This is a genomic window from Rheinheimera baltica DSM 14885 (genome assembly GCF_000425345.1).
Taxonomy (GTDB): domain Bacteria; phylum Pseudomonadota; class Gammaproteobacteria; order Enterobacterales; family Alteromonadaceae; genus Alishewanella; species Alishewanella baltica.
The window spans coordinates 38,838-61,693 of sequence record NZ_KE384352.1 but is presented as its reverse complement, the minus strand read 5'-3'; the positions used below and the strand labels follow the sequence as shown (position 1 = coordinate 61,693).

Below are 22,856 nucleotides of genomic sequence, written 5' to 3'. Positions count from 1 at the left end.
CGATGGCAGCCGTAATTCAAACTAAAGCGCTGGAAAAACACTACCAGATGGGTTCTGAGACACTTCGCGCACTTAAAGGCATCGATGTACAGATTAACACTGGTGAATTTGTCGCCGTAATGGGCCCATCAGGCTCGGGAAAATCAACTTTTATGAATATGCTTGGCTGCCTGGATATCCCGACCTGTGGTCAGATCCTGCTGCAAGGCGAAGATGTTACGCATTTGCCAGCGGCGACATTGGCCCAGATGCGTAATAAATACATTGGTTTTATCTTTCAGCAATTTAACTTGCTACCGCGAACCAGTGCACTGGATAACGTGGTTTTGCCGATGCTGTACAACAATACCCCACGACAACAAGCCCTAACACAGGCGCGTGAATGCCTGGAGTTAGTCGGTTTAGGCAGTAGAACGACACATCAACCGTCACAGCTGTCTGGCGGCCAGCAACAGCGTGTTGCCATCGCGCGCGCATTGGTTAATCAACCTGCCTTATTATTAGCTGACGAACCCACCGGGGCTTTAGATACTGAAACCGGGCTGGAAATCATGCAGCTGTTTCAACAATTGCATCGACAAGGTAAAACACTGGTGTTAGTGACGCATGAGCCTGACATCGCAGAGTTTGCCAGCCGACAATTAGTATTTCGTGATGGCAAACTGGTTTCTGATAAACGATCAACACCGGCATGTGCTCAAACAGCCCTAGCTCACTTTCGTCAACAACGTTTGGCTGAGGCACTGGAATGAATAGCATAACCTTGTTGCAAGTGGCCTGGGTGGCACTGAAGGTAAACTTACTGCGCAGTATACTTACCATGTTGGGTATTATTATCGGTGTCGCCGCCGTAATTATTATGCTGGCATTAGGTGCCGGCGCACGTTATGACGTAGACCAACAAATTAAAAGCTTAGGCGGCAATGTGTTTGTTGTGTTTTCCCGTGGACGCTTTTCAGGTGGAGCGCGCCAGTCCAGTGGCAGTAGTCAGGGATTAACAGAACTAGATGCGCTGGCAATAGAACAACAAATACCTGAGGTGAACGTCGCCGCACCAACCTTACGTGCCAATGGCCAACTTATTTTTGGTAATCTTAACTGGTCATCCGATATTCATGGCGTGACCAACAGTATTTACCAGGCACAAAGTTGGACGCTCTCTGAAGGCCGTACCTTTAGCGACGCCGAACTTGCCAGTGCCGGGCGGGTCGCCGTCATTGGTGAAACAGTAAAGCGTGAGCTATTCGGCCAAAGCGACCCTGTTGGCCAAACTGTTAGGGTAAATAAGCTCCCGGTAACGATTATTGGTGTGCTTAAAGGCAAAGGACAAAATACGCAGGGTAATGATCAGGACGACTTAATTTTTATGCCGCTTGATACGGTGCGCAAACGTATCTCAGGCATGACGTTGTCCAGCCCCAAAGCCGTTCGTAGCATTATTGTGCAAGTGCACGACGAACGGGATATGGCTTCAGTGGAGCAGCAAATGGACAGCCTGCTGCGTCAACGCCTGCGCGCAACCGATGGCCAAACACCGTTTAGTATTCGAAACTTAGCTGAGATGATAGAAACACGCTCTCAAACATTGCAAATTTTTAATGGCTTGCTGGCCGCTGTGGCTTCCGTGTCATTGCTGGTAGGAGGTATTGGTATTATGAATATCATGCTGGTGTCTGTTACGGAGCGCACACGGGAAATTGGTTTAAGAATGGCCGTGGGTGCAGAGCCTAAAGTGATTATGAAGCAGTTTCTCATTGAAGCCGTTTTACTGTGCGGTATCGGTGGCATCATTGGTGTTACGCTAGCCGTCATTACCAGCTTAAGCATGCAATATTTTACAGGATTTACCGCCATTATAGACCCTTATGTGGTGTTAATGAGTGTCGGCTTCTCCTGCCTTATTGGCATATTCTTTGGCTATTATCCCGCGACAAAAGCTGCAAAGTTGCAACCAATAGACGCATTGCGCTATGAGTAATACGATTAGACTTTAGTCTTTAGCGATTAATAAGTAATTGACAGCCCTGTACAAACTGCTAATACTGCAAAAAGAATCAATTTTGCAGTGTTAGGATATATTTATGCGAAAAGTATCGCTAAGACCCGCGTTGTTTGTGTTGATATTCACCCTGCTGCAAGCCGCAAGCTATGCTTTAACGTCCTCGATTATCCTTCCTTTGGTATTGGGCGCATCGTTGTTATTAGTCTTTAGCTACTGGCCTCGACAACCCGAGCTAATCATTACAGATAATAAGGATGAAAACCTGGCACAAACCGCTGACAATATTACCCAAGCCACATCGACTATGGCCATTGGCGCCGCGGAGGTATCGTTTTTTATCGATAGCTTGATTAAAGAGATTAAGCTAAGTAGTGAGGACAGTAGAAATATTGCCGGCGTTAGTGAAAAACTCGCTAATGCCGGCAGCGGACTTAACAACGCACTGCAAAGTATTGGCAATAATTTACAAAGCACAGCTTGTGCATCACAACAAGCCGATAAACTATTACAAAGAAGCGTAACCAATATTGCTGCTTTGGTTAGTGCCGTTAGTAATTCCGCCGTTCAACTGGAGAAATTGCGCAGCAGCAGTGACAACATTCAGCGGATTACAGAGGTTATTAATAACGTTGCAGAGCAAACCAATTTACTTGCGTTAAATGCAGCAATAGAAGCTGCACGTGCTGGTGAACAAGGCCGCGGCTTTGCCGTGGTGGCTGACGAAGTAAGAGCACTGGCAGGTAAAACGGCCAGAGCAACAAATGACATTGCCGCCATGCTGTCTGATATTCGAGAACAAAGCCAACAAACAGCAAAACAAATGACCCAGCTTCAACAGGCTGGCGACCAGGTACAACAAGAACTACAGCAGGTTGCTATTGGTGTTACCGATATTAATAGCCAAATTAGCGCATCATCAATTGATTTGGTTAATATTGAACAAGTTAGCGCTGACTTACAGCACACCAGTAAAGAACTGACACAGTCAGTGACGAGTATTAGTCACTCACTACAGAGCATAGGTGAGAAAGGCCAATCTGTAGCTCAACAGGCTATTGAGCTATCTGAAGAAACTGAAAGTATCTATCGCGAACTGAATACGTTAAGTGAGCACACCTTTTTTAGCCCGATATTGTCAGAAGCACAACACGCTGCACAGGCGATTGGCGCACTCTTCTCCCAAGCTATTTCAAACGGTCAGTTAAATGCAGAGTCTTTATTCGCAGAAAAGTATCAATTAATTACTGGCAGTAATCCGGCAAAATATCACACCGCCTATGATGACTTTACCGACAGACACTTCCCAACGATTCAAGAGCCTATTCTAACCCGGCAAACTAATATTCTTTATGCTGGCGCCGTTGACCGAAAAGGCTATTTCCCGACTCATAATGAAAAATTCAGCCTGCCACTTAGCGGTAACTATGACAAAGATTTATTACAAAATCGGACTAAACGCATTTTTAACGACCGCACCGGCAGCCGTTGCGGTCGTCATACCGAATCCATGCTTTTACAGACATACAAACGTGATACCGGAGAGATTTTACACGACTTATCAGTGCCTATTTTTGTTAATGGCAGGCACTGGGGTGGTTTTCGTATTGGTTTTAAACGCTAAACCGGGTTTTACCCGGTTTTGTTACTCTAGATCATCCAGCAAATCGTCAAACGCTGCTTCGTCAATCTCAGGCTCAGGCGGCTGTGGTGGATTACCGTCGTATATTTTAAACTGCTGGCGCTGAAAATAAGACTCTTTAATAAAAGCATAAGGATCCAGTGATTCCTCTAACAAGCTTTCCATTGACATAAGCTGCTCCCGTGCGTCCAGTGCCCCTATCGCGGCGCGAGTCAAACTTAGCGGAGTGTTGAGTAACGCCAGCGGGAAATACAAACTATCAACCACTGTGCCCGTGGTATCGCGAACAGTCGAAGGCCCAAGCGCTGGGATCATTAAAAAAGCACCATCACCAACGCCCCACACTGCAAGTGTTTGGCTAAAGTCTTCACTTTTCTCAGCTAAACCAATTTTAGTGGCTACATCAAACAAGCCAAATATGCCAAGCGTGCTGTTTACCAGAAAACGACCCGCACTAATTGCTGCACTATTAGGTTTTGCCTGCAAAGTACTGTTTAAAAAACTGGCGGGTTCATTCAGATTATTAGCGGCGTTTACCAAACCTTTTCGAGCGGGTTTGGGTACCACTGTCATGTAACCTACCGTTGCTGGTCGCAATAGATATTGATCCAAAATATCATAGTTAAAATCCCACAACGGCCGGTTAATATTTTCAAGCGGATCGCGACTGTCAGCATAATGTGCGCTCATATTATCGGCTTCCGCTTGCACGGTATCAGCAGGTTTACTGGCGCAACCGCACAGCACTAGGGCCGCGCCAATCAGGCCATATTTAGACAACGAAAACGGCATATCATGGCTCCAGACTAAGAGAAATTGTTAAGGCGGGTTCAGTAAAGCTTAAGGCTTCCGATACGGTTTGAATGTCGCCCGGGCGCTGCTCTACGGTACCGGATTGTGACATCCGCGCCACAACCTCAACGCTGTCAGCATTGGCCAGGCTCCAGCCACTTTGCATCGCCATCTGCTCAGTTAATACCAAGGTTAATTCGCCCTCAGGCAAGGGGATGCGCTGCACTGCCAATGGCAGTGGTGCACCACCAATTGCTCTGGCAAACAAAAAAAGGCTGGCATTTGGGTTAGCTTGCTTAAGCGCAGGGTCGACAAACAACTGCACGGTAATTTGCCGACCGTCGGCTGGCACCTCAACACCCATTTCAGCTAATCGCTGCTGTACTGCTGCATAACGCGGATCAGTAGATGGTAATTGCCCAAGTAGTAGCTGCCAGGCTGACTTAGCTTGTTCCATATCCCCTTTTTCGTAGGCAATAAGCGCCATTAACGACAAGGCATCATTGTTTTGCGGCTCTTTGCTCAATACTCTGGCAACAGCACGTCCGGCTAATGCCAGCCGATTATCGTCAGCTTGTAAAATAAGGGCCTGTGCATAACTTAATAGTAACGGCGTACGCTCTGGAGTAAGCTGCAATGCACGTTCAAATGCGTCTATCGCCTGCTCTATTGCTCCTTGCGACATACGAATACGGCCGAGTAGCATCCAGGCGATAGCATCATCACCTTCGTTAGCAAGCTTGGTACGCAGCGCAAGCGCAAACCAATCTATTTCTTGCTCTGATAACGGCTCACCTTGGTTTAGTAGTGCTCGCTCGCCATAGGCCTGCAAATTTTGCTGTGCCAGCTGCCAATCTTGCAATTGACGATAATGGCCATTGACACTGTAAACACCACCGACAATAACAGCAACAACCAATAGTAAGACAAGCGGCAGGCGGCCAAAACGCTGATTTTGCGTTAACGATACACTTTGCTGCTGCAGAAACTGACTTTTAAGCTCTTGTGCAGCACTGTCAAAATCTTGTTCGGCAAGCTCGCCGCTATCTCGCGCTAATGCCAGTAACTGCAACCGTTCTTCGAATAGCTGTGCCGGGGTTTGCTGTGGTAGCTCTGTGGCACGACGTGGCCAAAATAAACACAGCGCCGTCAACAACAGCATGGTAAAGCTGGCGATAACCAAAGGCCAGATCATGGTTTTTTACTCCGATAACGTGCAATTAGCTGATCTAATTCAACTGCTGAGGTGTTAACTTCCGGGGTCTCTAATGCAGAAGTTTGCCGCGAACGACGATAAACTCCCGTTGCAAACAGCGCGAGTAACATAAGTAATGGTAACAACCATAACCATAAGGTATACCGATTGACTGGTGGCAAATAATGCACAAAATCACCATAGCGATTAATCATATAATCGACAACCTGCTGGCGGTCTTGCCCTTCGCGAATAAGCTGGTAGGTTTTTTGCCGCATATCAACCGCGACGACAGCATTAGAGTCGGCAATATTCTGATTCTGACACTGCGGGCAACGTAGCTCTGCTGTGAGGTCTTGATACAATTGGCGCTGAGCATCAGTGTCAAACGACAACACTTCCTGACACAGCGCATTTACACTAAACAGGAGTATGAGTAAACAAGCTAAACGGCTCATGGTTTCCTCCACTCTTGGTAAATCGGTGCCAATTTGCTGCGCCATACCAATGGATTAATGTCACCAATATGATGCGCGCGGATTATGCCATCAGCATCAACAATAAAGGTTTCCGGTGCACCGCTAACGCCTAAATCAAGTGACAGACTGCGGTCAATATCCAACATATTGAACTGGTAGGGATCACCTTGTTGCTGCAATTTTTGCTGTACGTCTTTTTGTAATTCGGCAAGGTTAAATGGTGCGTCAAATGCCGGATCGCGTGGTAATTCATAGTACAGCCCGACAATTTTAACGCCCTGTTGGCGTAACTCAGTAAGATAACCCAGTTCGGCATTGCAGGTTGGACACCAGGTGCCCCACACATTCAGCAAATAGGTTTCACCTTTCAACTCAGACGGCGTCCAGATTTTATCTGGCTGCATAACATCGGCCAGGGCAAACTCTGGCAGGGCTTTATTCAGGCTGGCAGAGTCACGCTCACGGGGATCTGAAAACAAACCGCTAAGTAAAAACAGCGCCAGCGCCAGAAAAGCGAACAGAGGCAAATAATACAGTACTTTACGCATGCTCAGCTCCAGGCTCGCGTTGAGTCTGTTTACGGCGGTAGCGTTTATCACACAGCGCCAGCAACGCGCCTAATGCCATCAAAACGCCACCTAACCAAATCCAACGAACAAAGGACTTAACATGGATGCGCAGTGCCCAGGCATCACCAGGTAGCTCTTCGCCTAAAGAAACATAAAGGTCCCTGCTCAGTCTGGCATGCACCGCTGACTCGGTCATTATCGTCCGTTGAATACGGTAAAAACGTTTTTCTGCGTGTAAATGTGTAACAAATTGGCCATCTTTACGCACATCAAGCTCTGCCGCCTGGCCACCATAATTAGGGCCGTTAAGCTCGTATACTTCGGTAAGTGTAAATTCGTAACCAGCAACCGTTGCCACATCACCTTGCTGCATTCTGACATCACGCTCAGTAGTATAGGTTTTAGTCATTGCCACACCGATAACCAATACTGCAAAACCGATGTGCGCTAATGTCATACCGTAGTGGCTGGCATTTAACTTAGTGATACCTTTACTAATTGAACCAAACTGGCGCAGCCTCAACATAACCTCAGCAAGCGCTGAGATACCAACCCAGGCGCCTAATAACATGCCTAATAAAGCAAGGTTTGCTTGCACACTTTGCATGCTGGCCAACACGCCAAGTGAGACAATAAGTGCTGCTACGGCAACCATTGCTAAAGGCCGGATTAACGGCATAACCTGCTGTTGCTTCCATCGCACCCAAGGCCCTAGCCCCAACAGCAAAGCAAAAGGAATGGTAAGGTAATAAAACATCTGATTAAAGAAAGGTTCACCTATGGAAATTGAACCTAAACCAAGTTCTTTATGAAATAACGGGAATAAGGTGCCCAAAAATACAATCAAGCAGGCAGTCAGCAAAAAGATATTATTGCCCCACAGCAGCATTTCACGAGAAAACAGCTGGTACCGCGCCTGACTTCGCACCGAGTTCATTCTGCTACCGTAAAGCAGCAATGAGCCACCAATTACCACTAATAAAAACGCCAACAAATATAGACCGCGCCCCGGATCGGTGGCAAAAGAATGCACCGACACCAGCACACCGGAGCGCACTAAGAACGCGCCAACTAAACTTAGTGCAAAAGCGGACAATGCCAACAGCACTGTCCAGCTTTTAAAGGTACCACGCTTTTCAGTCACTGCCAGACTATGTATTAGCGCTGTACCGGCAAGCCAAGGCATAAAAGACGCATTTTCAACTGGATCCCAGAACCACCATCCGCCCCACCCCAGTTCGTTGTATGCCCACCAACTGCCAAGCATAATACCGAGGGTTAAAAACAACCATGCAGCCAGCGCCCAAGGCCTTACCCAACGCGCCCAGACGCTATCAAAACGCCCGCCCATTAACGCAGCAATAGCAAAGGCAAATGCGACTGCAAAACCCACATAGCCCATGTACAATGTAGGTGGATGCATTATCATGCCAAAATCTTGCAGCAGCGGATTTAAGTCACGCCCTTCCACCGGATAAAACGGCAAACTGCGGGCAAAAGGGTTAGACATAAATAATGAGAAGGCAATAAAGCCGGCGCTAATGAGTCCCAAAATCCCCAGGATCCGGCCTTGTAGTAACAAGGGGAGCGCCTTAGAAAATTGTGCTACCAGTGCCGTCCAGCCGCATAGCATTAACACCCACAGCAACATTGAACCTTCATGAGAACCAAAACTAGCGGTGATTTGATAATACCAGGGTAAGGTTGAACTGGAGTTTTGCGCAACATTAATGACGGTAAAGTCGCTTGTGCAAAAGGCGTATATCAATGCGGCCATTGCCACAGCACTAAAGATAAACAAGCCAAAAGCTAATGGTTTCGCTAACAGCAACAGACGTTGATTAGCGGTAAAACTGCCATACAATGGTACAGTAGATAACAATAAGGACAGTGCAAAGGCAAAGGTAAGAGCCAGCTGACCTGCTTCAACGATCATCTAGTAACGTCCTTCTGTCGATGTTGCATTAGCTGCCCCTTGCTGCGATGGTGGCACATGCTTAATACCTTTCAATGCTTCAGCAACTTCTGGTGGCATATATTCTTCATCGTGTTTCGCTAACACTTCACTGGCAGCAATAGTGGTGTCGTCAATCAACACACCTTGTGCGACGATACCCTGGCCTTCACGAAACAAGTCTGGCAGTATCCCTTCGTAAGTCACACGAACGATAGGTCCGGTATCAACCAAGTCGAAACTCACCTTTAACGAGTCTGGATCACGTGTTACCGAGCCATTAACAACCATTCCGCCAATACGCAGGCGTTGGCCAACCTGGGGTTTAATCTTATCTTTTCCCAACCCATCAACCAATTGTGACGGCGTATAAAACAAATCAATATTTTGTTGCAGTGCATATAACATGGCACCGATAGCACTCGCTAACAGGCTAATAACCAGAACGACTGCGATGAGGCGTTTTTGACGTCTTGGATGCATTATTGTGTTTGCTCCTGATGCTGTTTAACGCGCTGCTCTCTTGCCAGCCTGTTTTTCAGATGCTGCTTAAATTGTGCCTGTTGATAATGGCTATAGCCGATTAATGCTGCCAGCAACGCATAGGTGCTAGCGAAAGATAACCAGACAAAAAGGCCATAGCCTCCCATATGCCAAAAATCGGCTAGTGATTGAAAATACATCTATTGCCCCTTTGCCATAGCTTTTACCCAAGGTCGGTGCTGCTCGTTTAACAAAATAGCGGTGCGCAAACGTAAACACACCAATGCCAGCATAATCACCTTAAACGCCAGTATGCTAATAAGTAATGGCCATAACATACTTGGGTCAATCGATGGCTTAGCGAACTTCGTTATAGACGCGCCCTGATGCAAAGTGTTCCACCATTCAACGGAAAAATGTATCACCGGTAGATTAATAACACCTACGATTGCAAGCAAAGAGGCGGCTTTAGCACCCGTTTGCCGGTCAGTGAAAGCGCCACTTAATGCAATAACACCAAGGTACAAAAACAATAAAATAAGCTCTGACGTTAGACGGGCATCCCACACCCACCAGGTACCCCACATGGGCTTACCCCAAGCCATGCCGGTAATAAGTGCAATAGCAGTATAAATTGCGCCCACAGGGGCAATAGCTAAAACTGACCACTGCGCCACTTTTACTTGCCAGACTAACGCAATAAAGGCCGCGATAGCCATAGCGGAATAGGTTCCCATTGACATAATGGCTGAAGGTACGTGAATGTGGATAATACGATAGCTGTCGCCCTGCTGATAATCGGGCGGTGTGAACGCTAAGCCCCAGATATTTCCTAACAATAACAACAGTATGCCTGCTGATATTAACCAGGGATAAAAACGACCGCACAGATGATATACGGTTTCAGGCTTGGCAAAAGGATGCAACCACTTAAACATATCAGCTCACATTCAGTTTTAAAGCACTGATCACCGCCATGGGGATCAGTGCCATCGCAAACAACAACATAGCTAGCATAATCGCTAGCTGACCATGATACGGCATATTCATTGCTGCCGCCTCCATTGCCGCACTGGCAAAAATTAACAGCGGAATATACAGCGGTAAAATTAACAGTGCTAGCAAAATACCGCCCTTATCGGCGGATACCGTTAACGCAGCCCCCATTACGCTGAGTAAACTAAGCAAAGGCGTGCCAAGTAATAATGTCAGTAACATTGCGACAAAACCTGCCGTCTCAATATTTAATAACAGGGCAACGACGGGTGATAACAGCACCAATGGCAACCCTGTACTTAACCAATTGGTCAGTAATTTGGCCAGCACGAAACTTAGCAGAGGCTGACGGGCTGCAACCAGCTGCTCAATAACACCATTACGATAATCATCTTTAAATAAACGTTCAGCTGCCAACAACACGCTAAGCAATGCTGCAATCCACACAATACCTGGCGCCATAATACGTAATAAATTGGCTTCTGGCCCAACACCCAGCGGAAATAAGCTTAATACAATAACAAAGAACAGCAGTGGATTTAGCCAGTCGGCTTTCTGCCTTGCCAACAGCCTAAGCTCACGCTGAATAAAGCTAACTAAGACTACCATCGGTATGCCAGCTCCAGTGTAGTTTGGTGGGGAAAAGACACACTCAACGCCTGATGTGTAGTAATAACGATGGCGCCACCCTGCTGTAAATGTTCAACAAAATGTTGTTGCAGCATGTTAATAGCTGATTGATCTAACGCGGTAAAAGGTTCATCCAAAATCCACAGCTGGCGCCGTGTAAACCATAAACGAGCTAAGGATACTCGCCTTTGCTGGCCCGCAGATAACATACGGCAAGGTATATCTTCTAACCCTGCCAAACCTAACTTGGCCAGCAAAGCAAAATCGTCAGCTTGATCCACCTCAGAGGCTGCCCGCCAAAAACTAATATTTTCAAGCGCCGTTAATTGCTCATGAATTCCGCTTTGATGGCCGATATAACATAAATTAGCGGCATACTCAGCTGCGACGTCTGACAAACTATGCTGTTGATAACCTAGTTGCCCATCATCTGGTTGAGCTAAACCCGCAAGAATGCGCAGCAAAGAGCTTTTGCCAGCGCCATTTTTACCGGCTATCTGCACTAGCTCACCAGCTTGCACACTGACATTAAGCTGTTCAAACAACACACGGTCTTGGCGTATGCAGCTTAAGGCAGTACCCTGCAGTATTAACTGACCGGGGTTAACAGGAAAAGGTTGTGGTGTAATCACTACGCTCTGGCTATCGACGATGATAAAAATTGGGCGCATATTAGCATATTGACGCCATAATACGAATGCAGTGACACGCAAGAGCAATGGAAATTGGGTAAGAATATGAACCATGATTAATCTGGATACACTATTGCAGCTGACGGGGTCGGGTAAGCCTGACACTGCCGCGTTAAAACTGATTGTGGCACAAATATATCAAGGCCAAATCCAGCAACTGAGCCAAGGACAATTCCGTCTGCAATTACCCTCGCCACAAGGTGCGTTGCACATTAGCTTACCCATGTCAGCAAATGATGCCTTGCAAAAGTTGATGCAAAACGTTAACGCTGGCAATCTTCTGTCACAGACCACTAAAACAACGTTAAACAGTGACAATTTCTCGCTAAATCCGGTTAACACTTTTCAGCAAGTGACAAACAGCGCCTCACTCCAGCAACTGAGCAACAATCAGATAGCCGCATTAACACAACGACAGCTAAGCACCCTATTACCGCAACAGTTAACCACTTTGACTGCTAGTCAATTAAGTACGCTATCATCTAGCCAACTAAGTGCGTTATCAGCACAGCAGCTAAGTGCACTGCAGCCGTCTCAGCTAAGTTTACTTTCCCCTCAGCAATTACAAATAGTCAACCGCTCACAGCTCAGCAATCAACAACCCGCTTTAGCAGTACAGGTTCAGTTTCAGCCTCAATCAGACGGGCGTATTTTACTTAACGTGCAACAAGCCACCACAGCAATTACCTTGCCTTTACCCGCCGCACAGCTGCGCCAGCTGTTAGTGGCGGTTTATAATAATCAGGTTAATGCCGGTACGGTGCAAACTGAAAGCAAAGATGCCAGCAGCACCTTAGTCTCAGCAAAAATACAAACGCCCGTTACGGGTAAACTGATTCAGTTACCCGGCTTAGCGCCTTTAGCTTTGTCTTCAACATCAGTTGCCAAGCTGTTATCTGCGGGTAGATTAAGTGATAGCCTGAATGTGCAACTACAACTTCACAGCAATAACCAGAAGATAACGGCAGATATTGTGTTGCCGGCAATACAAGGCCAACCATTCACCGGTACCGTTATTGACAAAGCGCAGCAAGCGGTCTTACTTCAGCAGTTGGTTAAATGGTTTAATCAGTTGCAATTGCGCTCGCCTGCGAGAATTGCAACAATAGCAGATGATAAATCAGCTCAGTCATCAGCAACGGTGACATTGCAGCTGGTTGCCCAAGATAAAAACATAGTATTACCGTTGCAACCCAAACCACAAGTCTCTGACGAGTCGTTAAGTTTACGACACCTAAGTACACTTCAACCTAATGCAACATCATTGAAAATCAACCTGACGCCAAGCCAACTATCGCAGTTGCAATCTGTTAGTTCAGCGCCTGTGCAATTGCAGCTTCAACAGCAAGGTAATAGCTATCAATTACAGCTTGTGCCGCTAAAAACCGCATTACAGCTGCCAGTGATACCACAAGATGCTAACCGGCCGTTGCAATTTGTCAGTCTGGCTCCAGGGGCTAGCGTCACACAAATAGCACAACAAGTCATGAGTAATGACATTTCACAACAATTGGTACAATACGCTTGGCGACACTTATTGCCCATGCTCCCCAGACAAACGGATCCGCTCAGCGTATTACCCGAGCTACCGCAAGCTGCACAACAAATATTGCAGCAGGTTAAACTAAGCCAGTTAGATGGAAAAAAAATGATCCCCCCACCCCAGCTGCTGGCGCAACTCCAGAGCTTACTGCAGTTTCAACCGCTGCAAAGCAATGCCAACATACAAACCAGCGGAGGAACCTTAGCTATTGCTATACAGTTGCTTTTAGGGCAATTATTACAAAAACCACAGCCTGCAGCTTCGCAGCCAGCTAACCAAAAGCTGGCACAATTAATCAGCACGTTAGAACCGGCACAAACTAGCGGATTACTGCGTCAATTAGCAAGCCACAGCAGCACACTGCAGCAAAGCCAGCTTGCGACACTGGACAGTGCGACAAATCAACAACATATCTTGCTGCAACTGCCGATGCAGCAAGGGGATCAATCAGTCTATAGCCAGCTGCAGCTTGAACAACGTGAAGCCGACGGTAAACAGACAGGTGAAAAACAAACACAATGGCAACTGACCATGCGCTTTGATTTGCAGCAACTCGGCCCATTGCTGGTCGTCGCTAAACTGCAACAACAACAGCTTCAACTGCAACTTTATACTGAGCAACCGCAGGCAAAATTCTTGGCCGATAAATTTCTGCCCATTTTAACGGATCGCTGTAATATGCAAGGCCTTGTCATTAGTGCTGCCGATTGCACCCTGGGCAAAATTCCAGATAGTCTATTACCACGGGCAAATAGCTTACTCGCGGTTAAAGTATAGGACATTGTCATGACGGAAGATAAAAAAAACAGAACGGCAACAGCGCTACAGTATGAGGGCAAGCATGCCCCAACCATAACAGCAAAAGGCCATGGTGATTTAGCCGACGACATTATTGCTGTAGCACGTGAACACGGTGTGTTAGTGCATCAAGATGACCAACTGAGTCAGTTACTCAGCCAGCTGCAACTAGGAGACCAAATTCCTCCTGAGCTTTATATTGTAATCGCGGAGCTTATTGCATTTTCGTATGTATTACAGGGGAAATTTCCGGAGAACTGGCACAACATACATCAGCGTATTGATCTTAAATCTTAAAACTGTTTATTTTGTTGATGCAGATTAAATAGCAACTCAGCTTCAGCACGCGGCAGCTCACATTCACGTATGATCTCATCCAGGTCCGCGCCTAATTTCACCATTTTCATTGCTCTACTGTATATTTTTGACTCAGGGTCAGTAAGTTGCAAAGCCTGTTGCTTGTCTGCTAACGCCTGCATATCAACGTTAAGTTGGTCATTCAACTCAGTCAACGCAGCATCAAGTTGCAATACACGTTGTCCTACACCAATAATACCGGCTCTTAATTCTTCCACATCAAGCTGGCTTTGCTGTTGCTGCTGAGCGCTATACTCCAGCCTTTTTTCCAGCTCATTTAACTGCTTAGTGACGCTTTGCTGATAACGACGACACCATAAAAAGGTAAAAAAAGCCAATACCAATAATAGTGCCGTTTGTATTACTACACTAAGCCACATAGCCATTCCTAAATCGAGGTTATCTCGTCCCACTCTTCGTCACTGAGCAGTTTATTCAAGTCAACTAAAATGAGTAACTCACCTTCACGGTTTGACACGCCTTGGATAAATCGTGCACTTTCATCGGTGCCTACATTTGGTGCTGTATCAATTTCTGACGACTTCAAATACACCACTTCTGCAACACTATCGACCAAAATGCCAATAACCTGCTTTTCAGCTTCAATAATAACGATACGGCTATTATCAGTGACTTCGGCAGGCTCTAAGCCAAACCGCGAGCGAGTATCAATAACAGTAACAACGTTACCGCGCAGGTTAATAATACCCAACACATAATCCGGAGAGCCCGGCACAGGTGCAATTTCGGTATAACGCAATACTTCTTGCACTTGCATTACATTAATACCGTAAGTTTCCTCTTGTAGTTTGAAGGTAACCCACTGTAAAACAATATCAGCAGCCGCATTCTTTTTGGCAGATTGTTTGGTTAAATCACTCATGCATAACTCCTGTAGTAATACCTTACCCGTTAGGCACTGATATCCAGACCACGGTTTAATAAATCAATCATAGCGTCAACGTCGAGTAAAACACACATATGTTTTTTAATCAGACCCGCCATCCAAGGACGTTTACCTTCAGCTTCACGCCATTTAACATCATCTTGCTCAAGCACGAAAGTATTAACTAGCGTTTCGCAGCACAATCCCCAATTGCTATTACCAAGCATAATAACATATTGATAGTTTAGCTTTTGCTGGAAATCTTCGTCATATTTTTCTGGCATAACCCAGCGCGCGGTATCGACAATATTAATTTTCTGCTCGCGATACAACATAACGCCTTTAAACCAATCTGGTTTACCAATCAGGCTGTTTATTTTCGCAATTTGATGAATACCGCCGAGTTCTTTAAGCGGTACCGCAACTTTAAGGCCGGCAACATCAAAGAACAATGCCTGAAATTTGCCCTGACGATAGTCTTTCTCTACCGGAGAAACTGCCGCAATACTTGGCTTAGGTGTTTCATTGGGCGGCGCTAAAGTAAGGCGCTCAGCAACCGGTACATCCCGTTGTTGTAAGTGTTGTGACTGTTCAGCTGCAGCAAACTTCGCTTTTAATGTCGCAAGCGCATCTGTCTCTGTGGCTACTGCCGTTGGCAATACAACCGGCGGTTTAACTTCAACCTTTTTTTCCTCAGGCGCGCTAACAACAGCCTGTGCTAAAAGTGCATTAAGCTGCTGCTTTTTTTGCTCTTCCTGCACCACTGCGTCTGCTTCAGCGTCTTCGGTCAATAACGCCGACAAATAATGCTTCATTACCTTTTGACTGGCAATTAAATTACTCATGCCTTACTCCGGCGCCAATTGCAATAAAAACGTCAATAGCGTGTTGTATGCAAATACGCCTCGTGACGCAGAAGCAAACTCGCTGGGCGGCGTCTGGGCTAAACTGGCATCACGAAATTTGGTGTCTATCGGAATGACAGCAGACCACACTTTATCTTCGTACTTCAATTTTAATTCTTTATAAGCTTCAAGTGATGCTTTAGTTCTTTTGTCATACATAGTAGGAATAATAGTGTAGGCGTAGTCTTTTTCCTCTGAAGTGCGCATTAAGGCCATCGTTGCAATCATTCGTTCCAGACCTTTTAATGCCAAAAACTCCGTTTGCACGGGGATAAGGATCCGGTTACACGCAGCGATAGCATTTACCATTAAAACCCCCATTACCGGAGGACAGTCGATCAACACATAATCATAATCTTGGCGAATTTTATGCAGCGCTTTTTTGAGCATCAGGCCCATTCCGCCTTTAGCACCTAAGGAACGATCCAGTGTTGCCAGCGCCATTGAGGAAGGCAAAATATCTAAATTGTCGACTCCACTTGGGCATAATGACTGCAGAATCTCTTCACTGGTAATATCTTTTCCGCGAATAAAAATATCGTAAACACTGACTTCCAGTTCTTCTGCATCAATACCAAAATAGTAAGTAAGTGACGCGTGCGGATCGGTATCTACCAGCAACACTTTAAAACCACGCTTTGCGAGTAGACCGCCTAAAGTGACGGTAGTCGTGGTTTTACCTACACCACCTTTCTGATTTGCAACTGTCCAAATAACCACTTCATGGTTCCTGTTGTTCTGGAGGCTCGACATCGGGGCTTTCGTCACGTGTCGTGACACGTATACCACCACCTGGCAACGTAATAACTTTAATACTACCATCTTGCTGTGAAACTTGTTCTAACTGACGCTGCAAGGTATCTGCTTCAACGGCTCTTGCTGCCGTTTCATCTGTCTCTTCAGTACTGCTGGCTTGATAACCATAACGCGAAATCGCAATCACAACTTTTCTATTTGCAGCACGCCCTTGCACGCTATCATTTGGATTAAATGGATAATACTGTCCATACCCTTCTATTGCCAAACGTTCTGATGCAGTGCCAGAACGCTCAAGCACTCTTAATACAGATGTGGCCCTTGCTACAGATAACTCCCAGTTTGATGCAAACAACTCATTATTAATGGGTTGATCATCAGTATAGCCGCGAACGCGAATAAAATTCTCAATTGGATTGATAACTGTCGCAATTTCATTAAGCACAATCTGTGCAGATTGTGTCGTGGTCGCACTGCCACTGGCGAATAATAGCGCACTGCTAAGCTCAATGATTAACCAGTTTTCATCTTGTTGGAGTTTCGCAACGCCTTGTTCCAGCAATGAAGCTAAAGCTTGGGTAAGCTGCTCCTCAACCGAGTGCAGTGGGCTACCTAACTTGCGTTTAGCAACATCAGACAACTGGTGAATATCAGCCGGCACTACCGACGCACCATAAAGCGCTATTTCTTTTTGCACGACGGGTTCAGGCAGCAATGATTGCGCGGGTTGACTTGAACTTGAGGGCTGAGGTTTCTCAAACATTTGAGTGAGGCTGTTTGCCAGCACATCGTACTCTTCTTCTTTTACAATCGACATAGCATATAACACCACAAACAGAGCAAACATCAGTGTCATATAATCGGCATATGACACTAACCAGCGGTCTAACTGCTCTTGTTCTACATACTTATGCTTTTGTTTGTGCCGGTACATAAACGTTACCCTGGATGGTAAGCGGCCAGCTTACGCTCGATATTGCGTGGATTTTCACCATGCGCAATAGAAACCAGACCTTCGATAATTAACTCGTGATACAAAGTACGTTGATGCACCAAACTTTTTAATTTGTTGCCAATAGGAATAAATAAAAGGTTGGCAAAACCAACACCATAAATAGTCGCAACAAACGCGGTTGCGATACCAAGCCCTAGCAGTTGTGGCTCGGAAATATTTGTCATCGCTTGAATTAATCCTAACACGGCGCCGACAATACCAATGGTTGGGCTGTAGCCCCCCATAGCGTCAAAAATGCGTGCACCGCGCAGGTAGCGTTCACGTTCGAGTGTTAATTCCGCATCTAGCGTATCTTGCAATGTTTTAGGCTCAACGCCGTCAACTAACAAGTTAAGACCCCGATGCAAAAAAGTATCTTGCTCGGACAGTGCATCATTCTCCAACGCTAAAAAGCCGCTGCCTCGTGCTGCAGTTCCCCAATGCACGATACGTTCAGCAGTATGCTCTAATGGCAACAAATTTGGCTTTACAACCCAAGGCAACATCTTTATGCCTAACACAAACTGATTCACTGGTGTCTGTAACATAACGGCGCCAATGGTACCGCCAAACACAATTAAGAACGCAGGGAAATGCAGCAAGGTTGTTAAGTTACCACCTTCAATAACAAAGCCACCAGCAACGGCCAAAACAGCTAATAGAAAACCACCTATTGCCAACTTATCCATGCATAATTTCCGCAATTAGCCGCGATGCGACATCATTTAAGCTAACTTCTTGATCCATTAAGCCTGCCGCTGCTATCGCCTGAGGCATACCATAAACAACACAACTGGCTTCATCCTGAGCCCAAATGCGCGCTCCAAGTTGCTTGAGCAAACGTGCGCCTTCCCGGCCATCTGCGCCCATGCCGGTTAATACAATGGCTAATACTTTGTCACTAAACACCTTTGCTGCAGTAGCAAAAGTAATATCGACACTGGGTTTAAACGTAATGCGAGGTGAATCATCTTCTTTTATCCGCAATCGGGCATCTCGCTCGTTGCCATCAATAAGCATTTGTTTACCACCCGGCGCTAAATATGCGACTCCGGGACGCAATACCTCATTGTCTGTTGCTTCGCGCACTTCAATTTTAGACAATGAGTTTAAACGCTGCGCAAAGGCGCCAGTAAAGGCTGCAGGCATATGCTGGATCAACACGATAGGCAATGGAAAATCAGCCGGTAGTGCCGTAATAATTCGCTGCAATGCTACTGGCCCACCGGTAGAGGTTCCTATTGCAACTAACTTATATTGTTTACCGCTGGCTTGTATTCTCGTAGGTGGAATTGTAACCCGGTCACTAAGCTTGGGGCGCTCAAAGCTGTTACGTGTCAGTGAAGGCCGTTCACTTAAACGCGGAGAAGCTGGTGTATCAGAGCGTGTTGGTATTGAACTACTAAAGGTGGCTCGGCCAAGCTGCCGCTTACGTGCAACCGCTTTTACCCTGTCTCTGAGCAACTGGCCGGCTTCGTCTTTATCACGGGCAATATCTTCAAACTTTTTCGGCAGAAAATCTACCGCTCCAGCTTCCAGTGCTTCAAACGTTGCTTTAGCACCTTCGTGGGTTAATGATGAAAACATCAAAATAGGAATACGCTGCTGTTGCATTATTTCGCGTACAGCAGAGATGCCATCAAGCACTGGCATCTCAACATCCATGGTAATTACGTCAGGCTTAAGTGCCCTGGCTTTATCCACAGCTTCTCGGCCATTTACGGCAGTATCGATGATCTCAATATCGCCATCTTTTGCCAGAATTTCGGTTAGGCGACGGCGAAAAAAACTTGAATCGTCTACCACTAATACCTTAATGGCCATACGTTACTCTCTTTAGGCTTTCATCTTATTAAAGCGATCAAACTTAATCTTTGATTTCTTCGCATAGTGTTTCAGCAGGTTTGGTACATCAAGGATCAACGCAATACCACCATCTGAGGTGATGGTTGCCCCCGCCATACCCGGTGTACCTTGCAGAAGCGCATCTAATGGTTTTATTACCACTTCTTCCTGACCAATTAAGGAGTCAACCACGAAACCGACTTGCTGTGTACCAATTTGTACAATAACTACATGCCCCTGCTCGCGCCGACGCTTTTTATCTGATCCTTTGACCAACCAGTGCTCGAGGAAGAACAAGGGTATGGCTTTGTTGCGCACAACAATAGTTAACTGGCCGTCAACCACATTTGTTTTATTTAAATCCAAATGGAATATTTCGCTCACCCCGGCTAACGGCAAAGCAAATGTCTGCTTGCCAACTACGACCATTAGAGTAGGTAGTATGGCCAATGTCAGCGGAACTTTAATTTCTAGTAAGGTACCCTCACCCATTTTTGAGTGAATATGCACAGTACCATTAAGTTGATTAATCTTGGTTTTCACCACATCCATGCCCACACCACGGCCAGAGATGTCAGAGATTTGCTCTTTAGTAGAGAATCCCGGTGCAAAAATCAGATTAAACGCCTCGGTATCAGACATACGAGCAGCTGCATCAACATCAAGAATGCCTCGTTTTATCGCGATACCTTTTAGCTTCTCCGGATCCATACCGGCACCATCATCGTGGATGGTTAACAGGATATGATCACCCGCTTGGGCGGCAGCCAACTTAACAGTGCCCGTTCGTTTTTTACCAGCATTTTGACGCACTTGCGGCATTTCAATACCGTGGTCAACTGAGTTGCGCACTAAATGCACTAACGGATCAGCCAGTGCTTCTACCAGATTTTTATCCAGGTCGGTTTCTTCACCTTCCAGCACTAACTCTATATCTTTTTGCAACGAGCGCGCTAAATCCCGCACAACCCTGGGAAAACGTCCAAACACTTTCTTAATGGGTTGCATGCGGGTTTTCATTACAGCGCCTTGAATATCCGCAGTTACTACATCCAAGTTAGAAATGGCTTTACTCATTTCTTCGCTTTGTACTGTGCCTGACAAACTTACTAGCCGATTACGCACTAGTACAAGTTCACCCACCATATTCATAATTTGATCTAAACGTTTAGTATCAACTCTGACGGTTGTTTCCGCTTGAGCTGCCTGCTGTGCTGCCGCAGCTTTATCTGCTACTGGCGCAGCAGGTGCGGCGGTTGTCGGTTTAGTAACAATAGGTTCCGCTTTTGCTGCAACCACTGGCGTTGGTGCTGGCTCTGCAGGAGTTGATTTTGCGGCTGCGACAGGCGCCTGACCTTTACCGTGTAATTGATCTAGTAAGGCTTCAAACTCGGCGTCATCAATCTCATCTGACGACTTAGCTTTAGCTGTCTCCGTTGCTGGTTTTGGTTTAGCTGGTTCAGGCTCTGGCGCAGAGTCAGGTATAAAAGCCCCCTTGCCATGCAACTGATCAAGGATGGCTTCAAATTCATCATCGGTAATATCATCGCCAGCTACGGGACTAGCCTGACTTGCTTCGGATACTGAAGCTGGCGCAGCAGTAGTAGGCGAACCTTTTTTACCGTGAAGTTCGTCCATCATCCGATCGAACTCTTCTTCTGTCATGTCCTCGACATTATCGCTTTGAGCTGCAACTACGTGAGCCGAAACAGGTTCTGGAACTGGTTGTGGTTGCTGCACTGGCGCTGATACCACAGGAGCTGGATTACTAGCAGACTCAGGCTCACTGTAATGATGCAAAGCGTCAAGTATGGCTTGAGATGCCGGGGTCAGAGGTTGACGATTTTGTACTTCAACAAACATGGCGTTAATGCTATCTAATGACTGCAAAATAACATCCATCAATTCTGGTGTAACGCGGCGCTTACCTGTGCGCAAAATATCAAATACGTTTTCAGCACCGTGGCAGGCATCAACTAATTCGGTTAATGACAGAAAACCAGCACCGCCTTTAACCGTATGGAAACCACGGAAAATAGCATTCAATAAATTGGCATCATCTGGATTGTTTTCCAGCTCAACCAACTGCTCTTGCAACAACTCCAGGATTTCACCGGCTTCAACCAGAAAGTCCTGCAGTATATCCTCATCCATATCAAAACTCATGCAAAGACCCCTCTGTTAAAAACCTAAGCTGGACAATAAATCATCAACGTCGTCCTGACCGCTAACCACATCTTCACGCTCTGCAGCGTCAATAATAGGGCCTTCTGCTTCATGCGCTTTAGGTTTATTTCTGGCTGGTTTGGCTTCTGCTTGCATCATAATACTTGACTGGCCAAAAGCGGTTAATAAGCCAATCAGGCTCTCTTCCACTTCTCGCACTAATTCAATAACACGCCGCAATATTTGGCCGGTTAAATCCTGATAATCCTGCGCCATTAACACATCAGTTAACAGTCCATTAAGAGTGGTTGAATCACCGCTAGCTTGCTGGAAAAAACTATCTAACGTCGCGCATAGCATCTTAAAATCGCCAAGCTGCATTTGACGATGCATTAATTTTTGCCACTGAGGCTTAATTTTATCGAGTTGCTGAGTCAATTGATCAGCAATAGGCAGGCAAGACTCAACCGCATCCATCGTCCTGTTTGCTGCTTGCTCTGTCATATCAATAACATGATTTAAACGCTTTTTAGCGTCGGGAATATCTTCTTCAAGCAAATTGTTTAGTGAAGGATCGATTTGAAAGTTTTTTAGAGAGTCATGTAATTGACGTGTTAGCTTGCCAACTTCGGCAAAAAGCTCTGATGAACCAGGTACAGCAAGTTGCTGCACCAGCTCATTAGCCGCGTCATTTTCACCCATCTCAAGGAGCTGTACCAGCTCCCTAGCTTGATCTAATGAAATTAAAGGCGCCGTAATTGCGGACATGGCAACGCTCCTTTGTCAGTAACGGTTAGCCGATCCGCTCAAATACTTTAGCTAGCTTCTCCTGCAACGTGGCGGCAGTAAAAGGTTTAACAATATAGCCATTCACACCAGCTTGCGCTGCTGCAATAATTTGTTCCTTTTTAGCTTCGGCGGTTACCATCAAGACCGGTATATGCTTCAGCTTAGCATCGGCCCGAATTGCACGAAGCAAATCAATCCCTTGCATACCTGGCATGTTCCAGTCTGTAACCACAAAATCAAACTCACTGTTTTGCAGCATTGGCAACGCTGTACTGCCATCGTCTGCTTCAGATACATTGGTAAAGCCAAGGTCACGTAACAGATTTTTTATTATGCGTCTCATGGTTGAAAAATCATCTACCACAAGAATTTTCATGTTCTTATCC

Annotated in this window: 25 protein-coding genes; 5 read left to right on the top strand and 20 right to left on the bottom strand. The window is 46.1% G+C overall.

The window, feature by feature from the left end; translation table 11 throughout:
* The first annotated feature begins 2 nt into the window (after positions 1-2).
* From H595_RS0120085 to H595_RS0120075, 3 genes are all read left to right on the top strand, one after another.
* Positions 3-752: an ABC transporter ATP-binding protein gene (locus tag H595_RS0120085; RefSeq protein WP_027672735.1), complete on the top strand. Its 750-nt coding sequence runs from the start codon at positions 3-5 to the stop codon at positions 750-752.
* A complete protein-coding gene (locus H595_RS0120080; RefSeq protein WP_027672734.1) occupies positions 749-1,978 on the top strand; it encodes an ABC transporter permease in 1,230 nt (409 codons plus the stop codon). The genes H595_RS0120085 and H595_RS0120080 overlap by 4 nt, the downstream gene beginning before the upstream one ends.
* Before the next feature lie 103 nt (positions 1,979-2,081).
* The gene (locus tag H595_RS0120075; RefSeq protein ID WP_027672733.1) at positions 2,082-3,623 is read left to right on the top strand and encodes a methyl-accepting chemotaxis protein; all 1,542 of its coding nucleotides are present in this window, start codon (positions 2,082-2,084) and stop codon (positions 3,621-3,623) included.
* A 21-nt stretch (positions 3,624-3,644) separates the two neighbouring features.
* Here H595_RS0120075 and H595_RS0120070 read toward each other — a convergent pair whose 3' ends face one another.
* From H595_RS0120070 to ccmA, 10 genes are read right to left on the bottom strand one after another with little or no spacing between them, the layout of a single operon-like run.
* The gene (locus H595_RS0120070; protein ID WP_027672732.1) at positions 3,645-4,433 is read right to left on the bottom strand and encodes an MlaA family lipoprotein; all 789 of its coding nucleotides are present in this window, start codon (positions 4,431-4,433) and stop codon (positions 3,645-3,647) included.
* Between the two features lies 1 nt (position 4,434).
* Positions 4,435-5,628: a c-type cytochrome biogenesis protein CcmI gene (ccmI, locus tag H595_RS0120065; protein ID WP_027672731.1), complete on the bottom strand. Its 1,194-nt coding sequence runs from the start codon at positions 5,626-5,628 to the stop codon at positions 4,435-4,437.
* A complete protein-coding gene (locus H595_RS0120060) occupies positions 5,625-6,086 on the bottom strand; it encodes a cytochrome c-type biogenesis protein (protein WP_027672730.1) in 462 nt (153 codons plus the stop codon). Before H595_RS0120060 ends, ccmI begins: the two co-directional genes overlap by 4 nt.
* Positions 6,083-6,655, bottom strand: coding sequence for a DsbE family thiol:disulfide interchange protein (locus H595_RS0120055; RefSeq protein WP_027672729.1), 573 nt, complete (start codon positions 6,653-6,655; stop codon positions 6,083-6,085). Before H595_RS0120055 ends, H595_RS0120060 begins: the two co-directional genes overlap by 4 nt.
* Positions 6,648-8,612, bottom strand: a complete 1,965-nt coding sequence (locus H595_RS0120050; RefSeq protein WP_027672728.1) for a heme lyase CcmF/NrfE family subunit — start codon at positions 8,610-8,612, stop codon at positions 6,648-6,650. The genes H595_RS0120055 and H595_RS0120050 overlap by 8 nt, the downstream gene beginning before the upstream one ends.
* Entirely contained in the window at positions 8,613-9,113 is a 501-nt protein-coding gene (gene ccmE, locus H595_RS0120045; RefSeq protein WP_027672727.1) for a cytochrome c maturation protein CcmE, read from the bottom strand.
* Complete coding sequence (gene ccmD / locus H595_RS0120040) at positions 9,113-9,313, bottom strand: heme exporter protein CcmD (protein WP_027672726.1); 201 nt, start codon at positions 9,311-9,313, stop codon at positions 9,113-9,115. The genes ccmE and ccmD overlap by 1 nt, the downstream gene beginning before the upstream one ends.
* Positions 9,314-10,051: a heme ABC transporter permease gene (locus H595_RS0120035; protein ID WP_027672725.1), complete on the bottom strand. Its 738-nt coding sequence runs from the start codon at positions 10,049-10,051 to the stop codon at positions 9,314-9,316.
* A gap of 1 nt (position 10,052) precedes the next feature.
* A complete protein-coding gene (gene ccmB / locus H595_RS0120030) occupies positions 10,053-10,718 on the bottom strand; it encodes a heme exporter protein CcmB (protein ID WP_027672724.1) in 666 nt (221 codons plus the stop codon).
* Positions 10,712-11,485 carry a cytochrome c biogenesis heme-transporting ATPase CcmA gene (ccmA, locus tag H595_RS0120025; protein WP_240474958.1) on the bottom strand — a complete coding sequence of 258 codons (774 nt, stop codon included), beginning with the start codon at positions 11,483-11,485 and terminating at the stop codon, positions 10,712-10,714. Before ccmA ends, ccmB begins: the two co-directional genes overlap by 7 nt.
* On the opposite strand from ccmA, the gene H595_RS23670 reads away from it, so the two are divergent.
* The gene (locus tag H595_RS23670; RefSeq protein WP_051220016.1) at positions 11,484-13,751 is read left to right on the top strand and encodes a flagellar hook-length control protein FliK; all 2,268 of its coding nucleotides are present in this window, start codon (positions 11,484-11,486) and stop codon (positions 13,749-13,751) included. The two genes, ccmA and H595_RS23670, sit on opposite strands and share 2 nt — an antisense overlap.
* A gap of 9 nt (positions 13,752-13,760) precedes the next feature.
* Positions 13,761-14,069, top strand: coding sequence for an EscU/YscU/HrcU family type III secretion system export apparatus switch protein (locus H595_RS0120015; protein ID WP_027672722.1), 309 nt, complete (start codon positions 13,761-13,763; stop codon positions 14,067-14,069).
* Here H595_RS0120015 and H595_RS0120010 read toward each other — a convergent pair.
* Genes H595_RS0120010 through cheY form a run of 10 tightly spaced genes read right to left on the bottom strand, consistent with a single transcriptional unit; the run spans position 14,066 to position 22,846 of the window.
* Positions 14,066-14,509 carry a DUF2802 domain-containing protein gene (locus tag H595_RS0120010; RefSeq protein WP_051220015.1) on the bottom strand — a complete coding sequence of 148 codons (444 nt, stop codon included), beginning with the start codon at positions 14,507-14,509 and terminating at the stop codon, positions 14,066-14,068. The two genes, H595_RS0120015 and H595_RS0120010, sit on opposite strands and share 4 nt — an antisense overlap.
* 8 nt (positions 14,510-14,517) lie before the next feature.
* A complete protein-coding gene (locus H595_RS0120005; RefSeq protein ID WP_027672720.1) occupies positions 14,518-15,012 on the bottom strand; it encodes a chemotaxis protein CheW in 495 nt (164 codons plus the stop codon).
* Positions 15,013-15,041: 29 nt separating this feature from the next.
* The gene (locus H595_RS0120000; RefSeq protein ID WP_027672719.1) at positions 15,042-15,860 is read right to left on the bottom strand and encodes a chemotaxis protein CheW; all 819 of its coding nucleotides are present in this window, start codon (positions 15,858-15,860) and stop codon (positions 15,042-15,044) included.
* Positions 15,861-15,863: 3 nt separating this feature from the next.
* The gene (locus H595_RS0119995; RefSeq protein WP_027672718.1) at positions 15,864-16,640 is read right to left on the bottom strand and encodes a ParA family protein; all 777 of its coding nucleotides are present in this window, start codon (positions 16,638-16,640) and stop codon (positions 15,864-15,866) included.
* Position 16,641: 1 nt separating this feature from the next.
* The gene (locus H595_RS0119990; protein ID WP_027672717.1) at positions 16,642-17,610 is read right to left on the bottom strand and encodes a flagellar motor protein MotB; all 969 of its coding nucleotides are present in this window, start codon (positions 17,608-17,610) and stop codon (positions 16,642-16,644) included.
* 5 nt (positions 17,611-17,615) lie between these two features.
* On the bottom strand, positions 17,616-18,359 hold the full coding sequence (locus H595_RS0119985; protein ID WP_027672716.1) for a flagellar motor protein: 744 nt from the start codon (positions 18,357-18,359) through the stop codon (positions 17,616-17,618).
* The gene (locus H595_RS0119980) at positions 18,352-19,494 is read right to left on the bottom strand and encodes a protein-glutamate methylesterase/protein-glutamine glutaminase (protein WP_027672715.1); all 1,143 of its coding nucleotides are present in this window, start codon (positions 19,492-19,494) and stop codon (positions 18,352-18,354) included. Before H595_RS0119980 ends, H595_RS0119985 begins: the two co-directional genes overlap by 8 nt.
* 12 nt (positions 19,495-19,506) lie before the next feature.
* Complete coding sequence (locus H595_RS0119975) at positions 19,507-21,681, bottom strand: chemotaxis protein CheA (protein WP_027672714.1); 2,175 nt, start codon at positions 21,679-21,681, stop codon at positions 19,507-19,509.
* Positions 21,682-21,696: 15 nt separating this feature from the next.
* Complete coding sequence (locus H595_RS0119970) at positions 21,697-22,449, bottom strand: protein phosphatase CheZ (RefSeq protein WP_027672713.1); 753 nt, start codon at positions 22,447-22,449, stop codon at positions 21,697-21,699.
* Positions 22,450-22,474: 25 nt separating this feature from the next.
* Positions 22,475-22,846: a chemotaxis response regulator CheY gene (gene cheY, locus H595_RS0119965; RefSeq protein WP_205623276.1), complete on the bottom strand. Its 372-nt coding sequence runs from the start codon at positions 22,844-22,846 to the stop codon at positions 22,475-22,477.
* Positions 22,847-22,856: the final 10 nt, after the last annotated feature.

Excerpts from the sequence above, each read along its gene's own strand:
- cheY (WP_205623276.1), bottom strand. The coding sequence starts at position 22,846 with ATGAAAATTCTTGTGGTAGATGATTTTTCAACCATGAGACGCATAATA.
- ccmA (WP_240474958.1), bottom strand. The coding sequence starts at position 11,485 with ATGGTTCATATTCTTACCCAATTTCCATTGCTCTTGCGTGTCACTGCA.
- ccmD (WP_027672726.1), bottom strand. The coding sequence starts at position 9,313 with ATGTATTTTCAATCACTAGCCGATTTTTGGCATATGGGAGGCTATGGC.
- ccmB (WP_027672724.1), bottom strand. The coding sequence starts at position 10,718 with ATGGTAGTCTTAGTTAGCTTTATTCAGCGTGAGCTTAGGCTGTTGGCA.
- H595_RS0120005 (WP_027672720.1), bottom strand. The coding sequence starts at position 15,012 with ATGAGTGATTTAACCAAACAATCTGCCAAAAAGAATGCGGCTGCTGAT.
- H595_RS0120010 (WP_051220015.1), bottom strand. The coding sequence starts at position 14,509 with ATGTGGCTTAGTGTAGTAATACAAACGGCACTATTATTGGTATTGGCT.
- H595_RS0119990 (WP_027672717.1), bottom strand. The coding sequence starts at position 17,610 with ATGTACCGGCACAAACAAAAGCATAAGTATGTAGAACAAGAGCAGTTA.
- H595_RS23670 (WP_051220016.1), top strand. The coding sequence starts at position 11,484 with ATGATTAATCTGGATACACTATTGCAGCTGACGGGGTCGGGTAAGCCT.
- H595_RS0120000 (WP_027672719.1), bottom strand. The coding sequence starts at position 15,860 with ATGAGTAATTTAATTGCCAGTCAAAAGGTAATGAAGCATTATTTGTCG.
- H595_RS0120015 (WP_027672722.1), top strand. The coding sequence starts at position 13,761 with ATGACGGAAGATAAAAAAAACAGAACGGCAACAGCGCTACAGTATGAG.
- H595_RS0120055 (WP_027672729.1), bottom strand. The coding sequence starts at position 6,655 with ATGCGTAAAGTACTGTATTATTTGCCTCTGTTCGCTTTTCTGGCGCTG.
- H595_RS0120035 (WP_027672725.1), bottom strand. The coding sequence starts at position 10,051 with ATGTTTAAGTGGTTGCATCCTTTTGCCAAGCCTGAAACCGTATATCAT.
- ccmI (WP_027672731.1), bottom strand. The coding sequence starts at position 5,628 with ATGATCTGGCCTTTGGTTATCGCCAGCTTTACCATGCTGTTGTTGACG.
- ccmE (WP_027672727.1), bottom strand. The coding sequence starts at position 9,113 with ATGCATCCAAGACGTCAAAAACGCCTCATCGCAGTCGTTCTGGTTATT.
- H595_RS0119975 (WP_027672714.1), bottom strand. The coding sequence starts at position 21,681 with ATGAGTTTTGATATGGATGAGGATATACTGCAGGACTTTCTGGTTGAA.
- H595_RS0119980 (WP_027672715.1), bottom strand. The coding sequence starts at position 19,494 with ATGGCCATTAAGGTATTAGTGGTAGACGATTCAAGTTTTTTTCGCCGT.
- H595_RS0119970 (WP_027672713.1), bottom strand. The coding sequence starts at position 22,449 with ATGTCCGCAATTACGGCGCCTTTAATTTCATTAGATCAAGCTAGGGAG.
- H595_RS0120080 (WP_027672734.1), top strand. The coding sequence starts at position 749 with ATGAATAGCATAACCTTGTTGCAAGTGGCCTGGGTGGCACTGAAGGTA.
- H595_RS0120070 (WP_027672732.1), bottom strand. The coding sequence starts at position 4,433 with ATGCCGTTTTCGTTGTCTAAATATGGCCTGATTGGCGCGGCCCTAGTG.
- H595_RS0120050 (WP_027672728.1), bottom strand. The coding sequence starts at position 8,612 with ATGATCGTTGAAGCAGGTCAGCTGGCTCTTACCTTTGCCTTTGCACTG.
- H595_RS0120075 (WP_027672733.1), top strand. The coding sequence starts at position 2,082 with ATGCGAAAAGTATCGCTAAGACCCGCGTTGTTTGTGTTGATATTCACC.
- H595_RS0119985 (WP_027672716.1), bottom strand. The coding sequence starts at position 18,359 with ATGGATAAGTTGGCAATAGGTGGTTTTCTATTAGCTGTTTTGGCCGTT.
- H595_RS0120085 (WP_027672735.1), top strand. The coding sequence starts at position 3 with ATGGCAGCCGTAATTCAAACTAAAGCGCTGGAAAAACACTACCAGATG.
- H595_RS0120060 (WP_027672730.1), bottom strand. The coding sequence starts at position 6,086 with ATGAGCCGTTTAGCTTGTTTACTCATACTCCTGTTTAGTGTAAATGCG.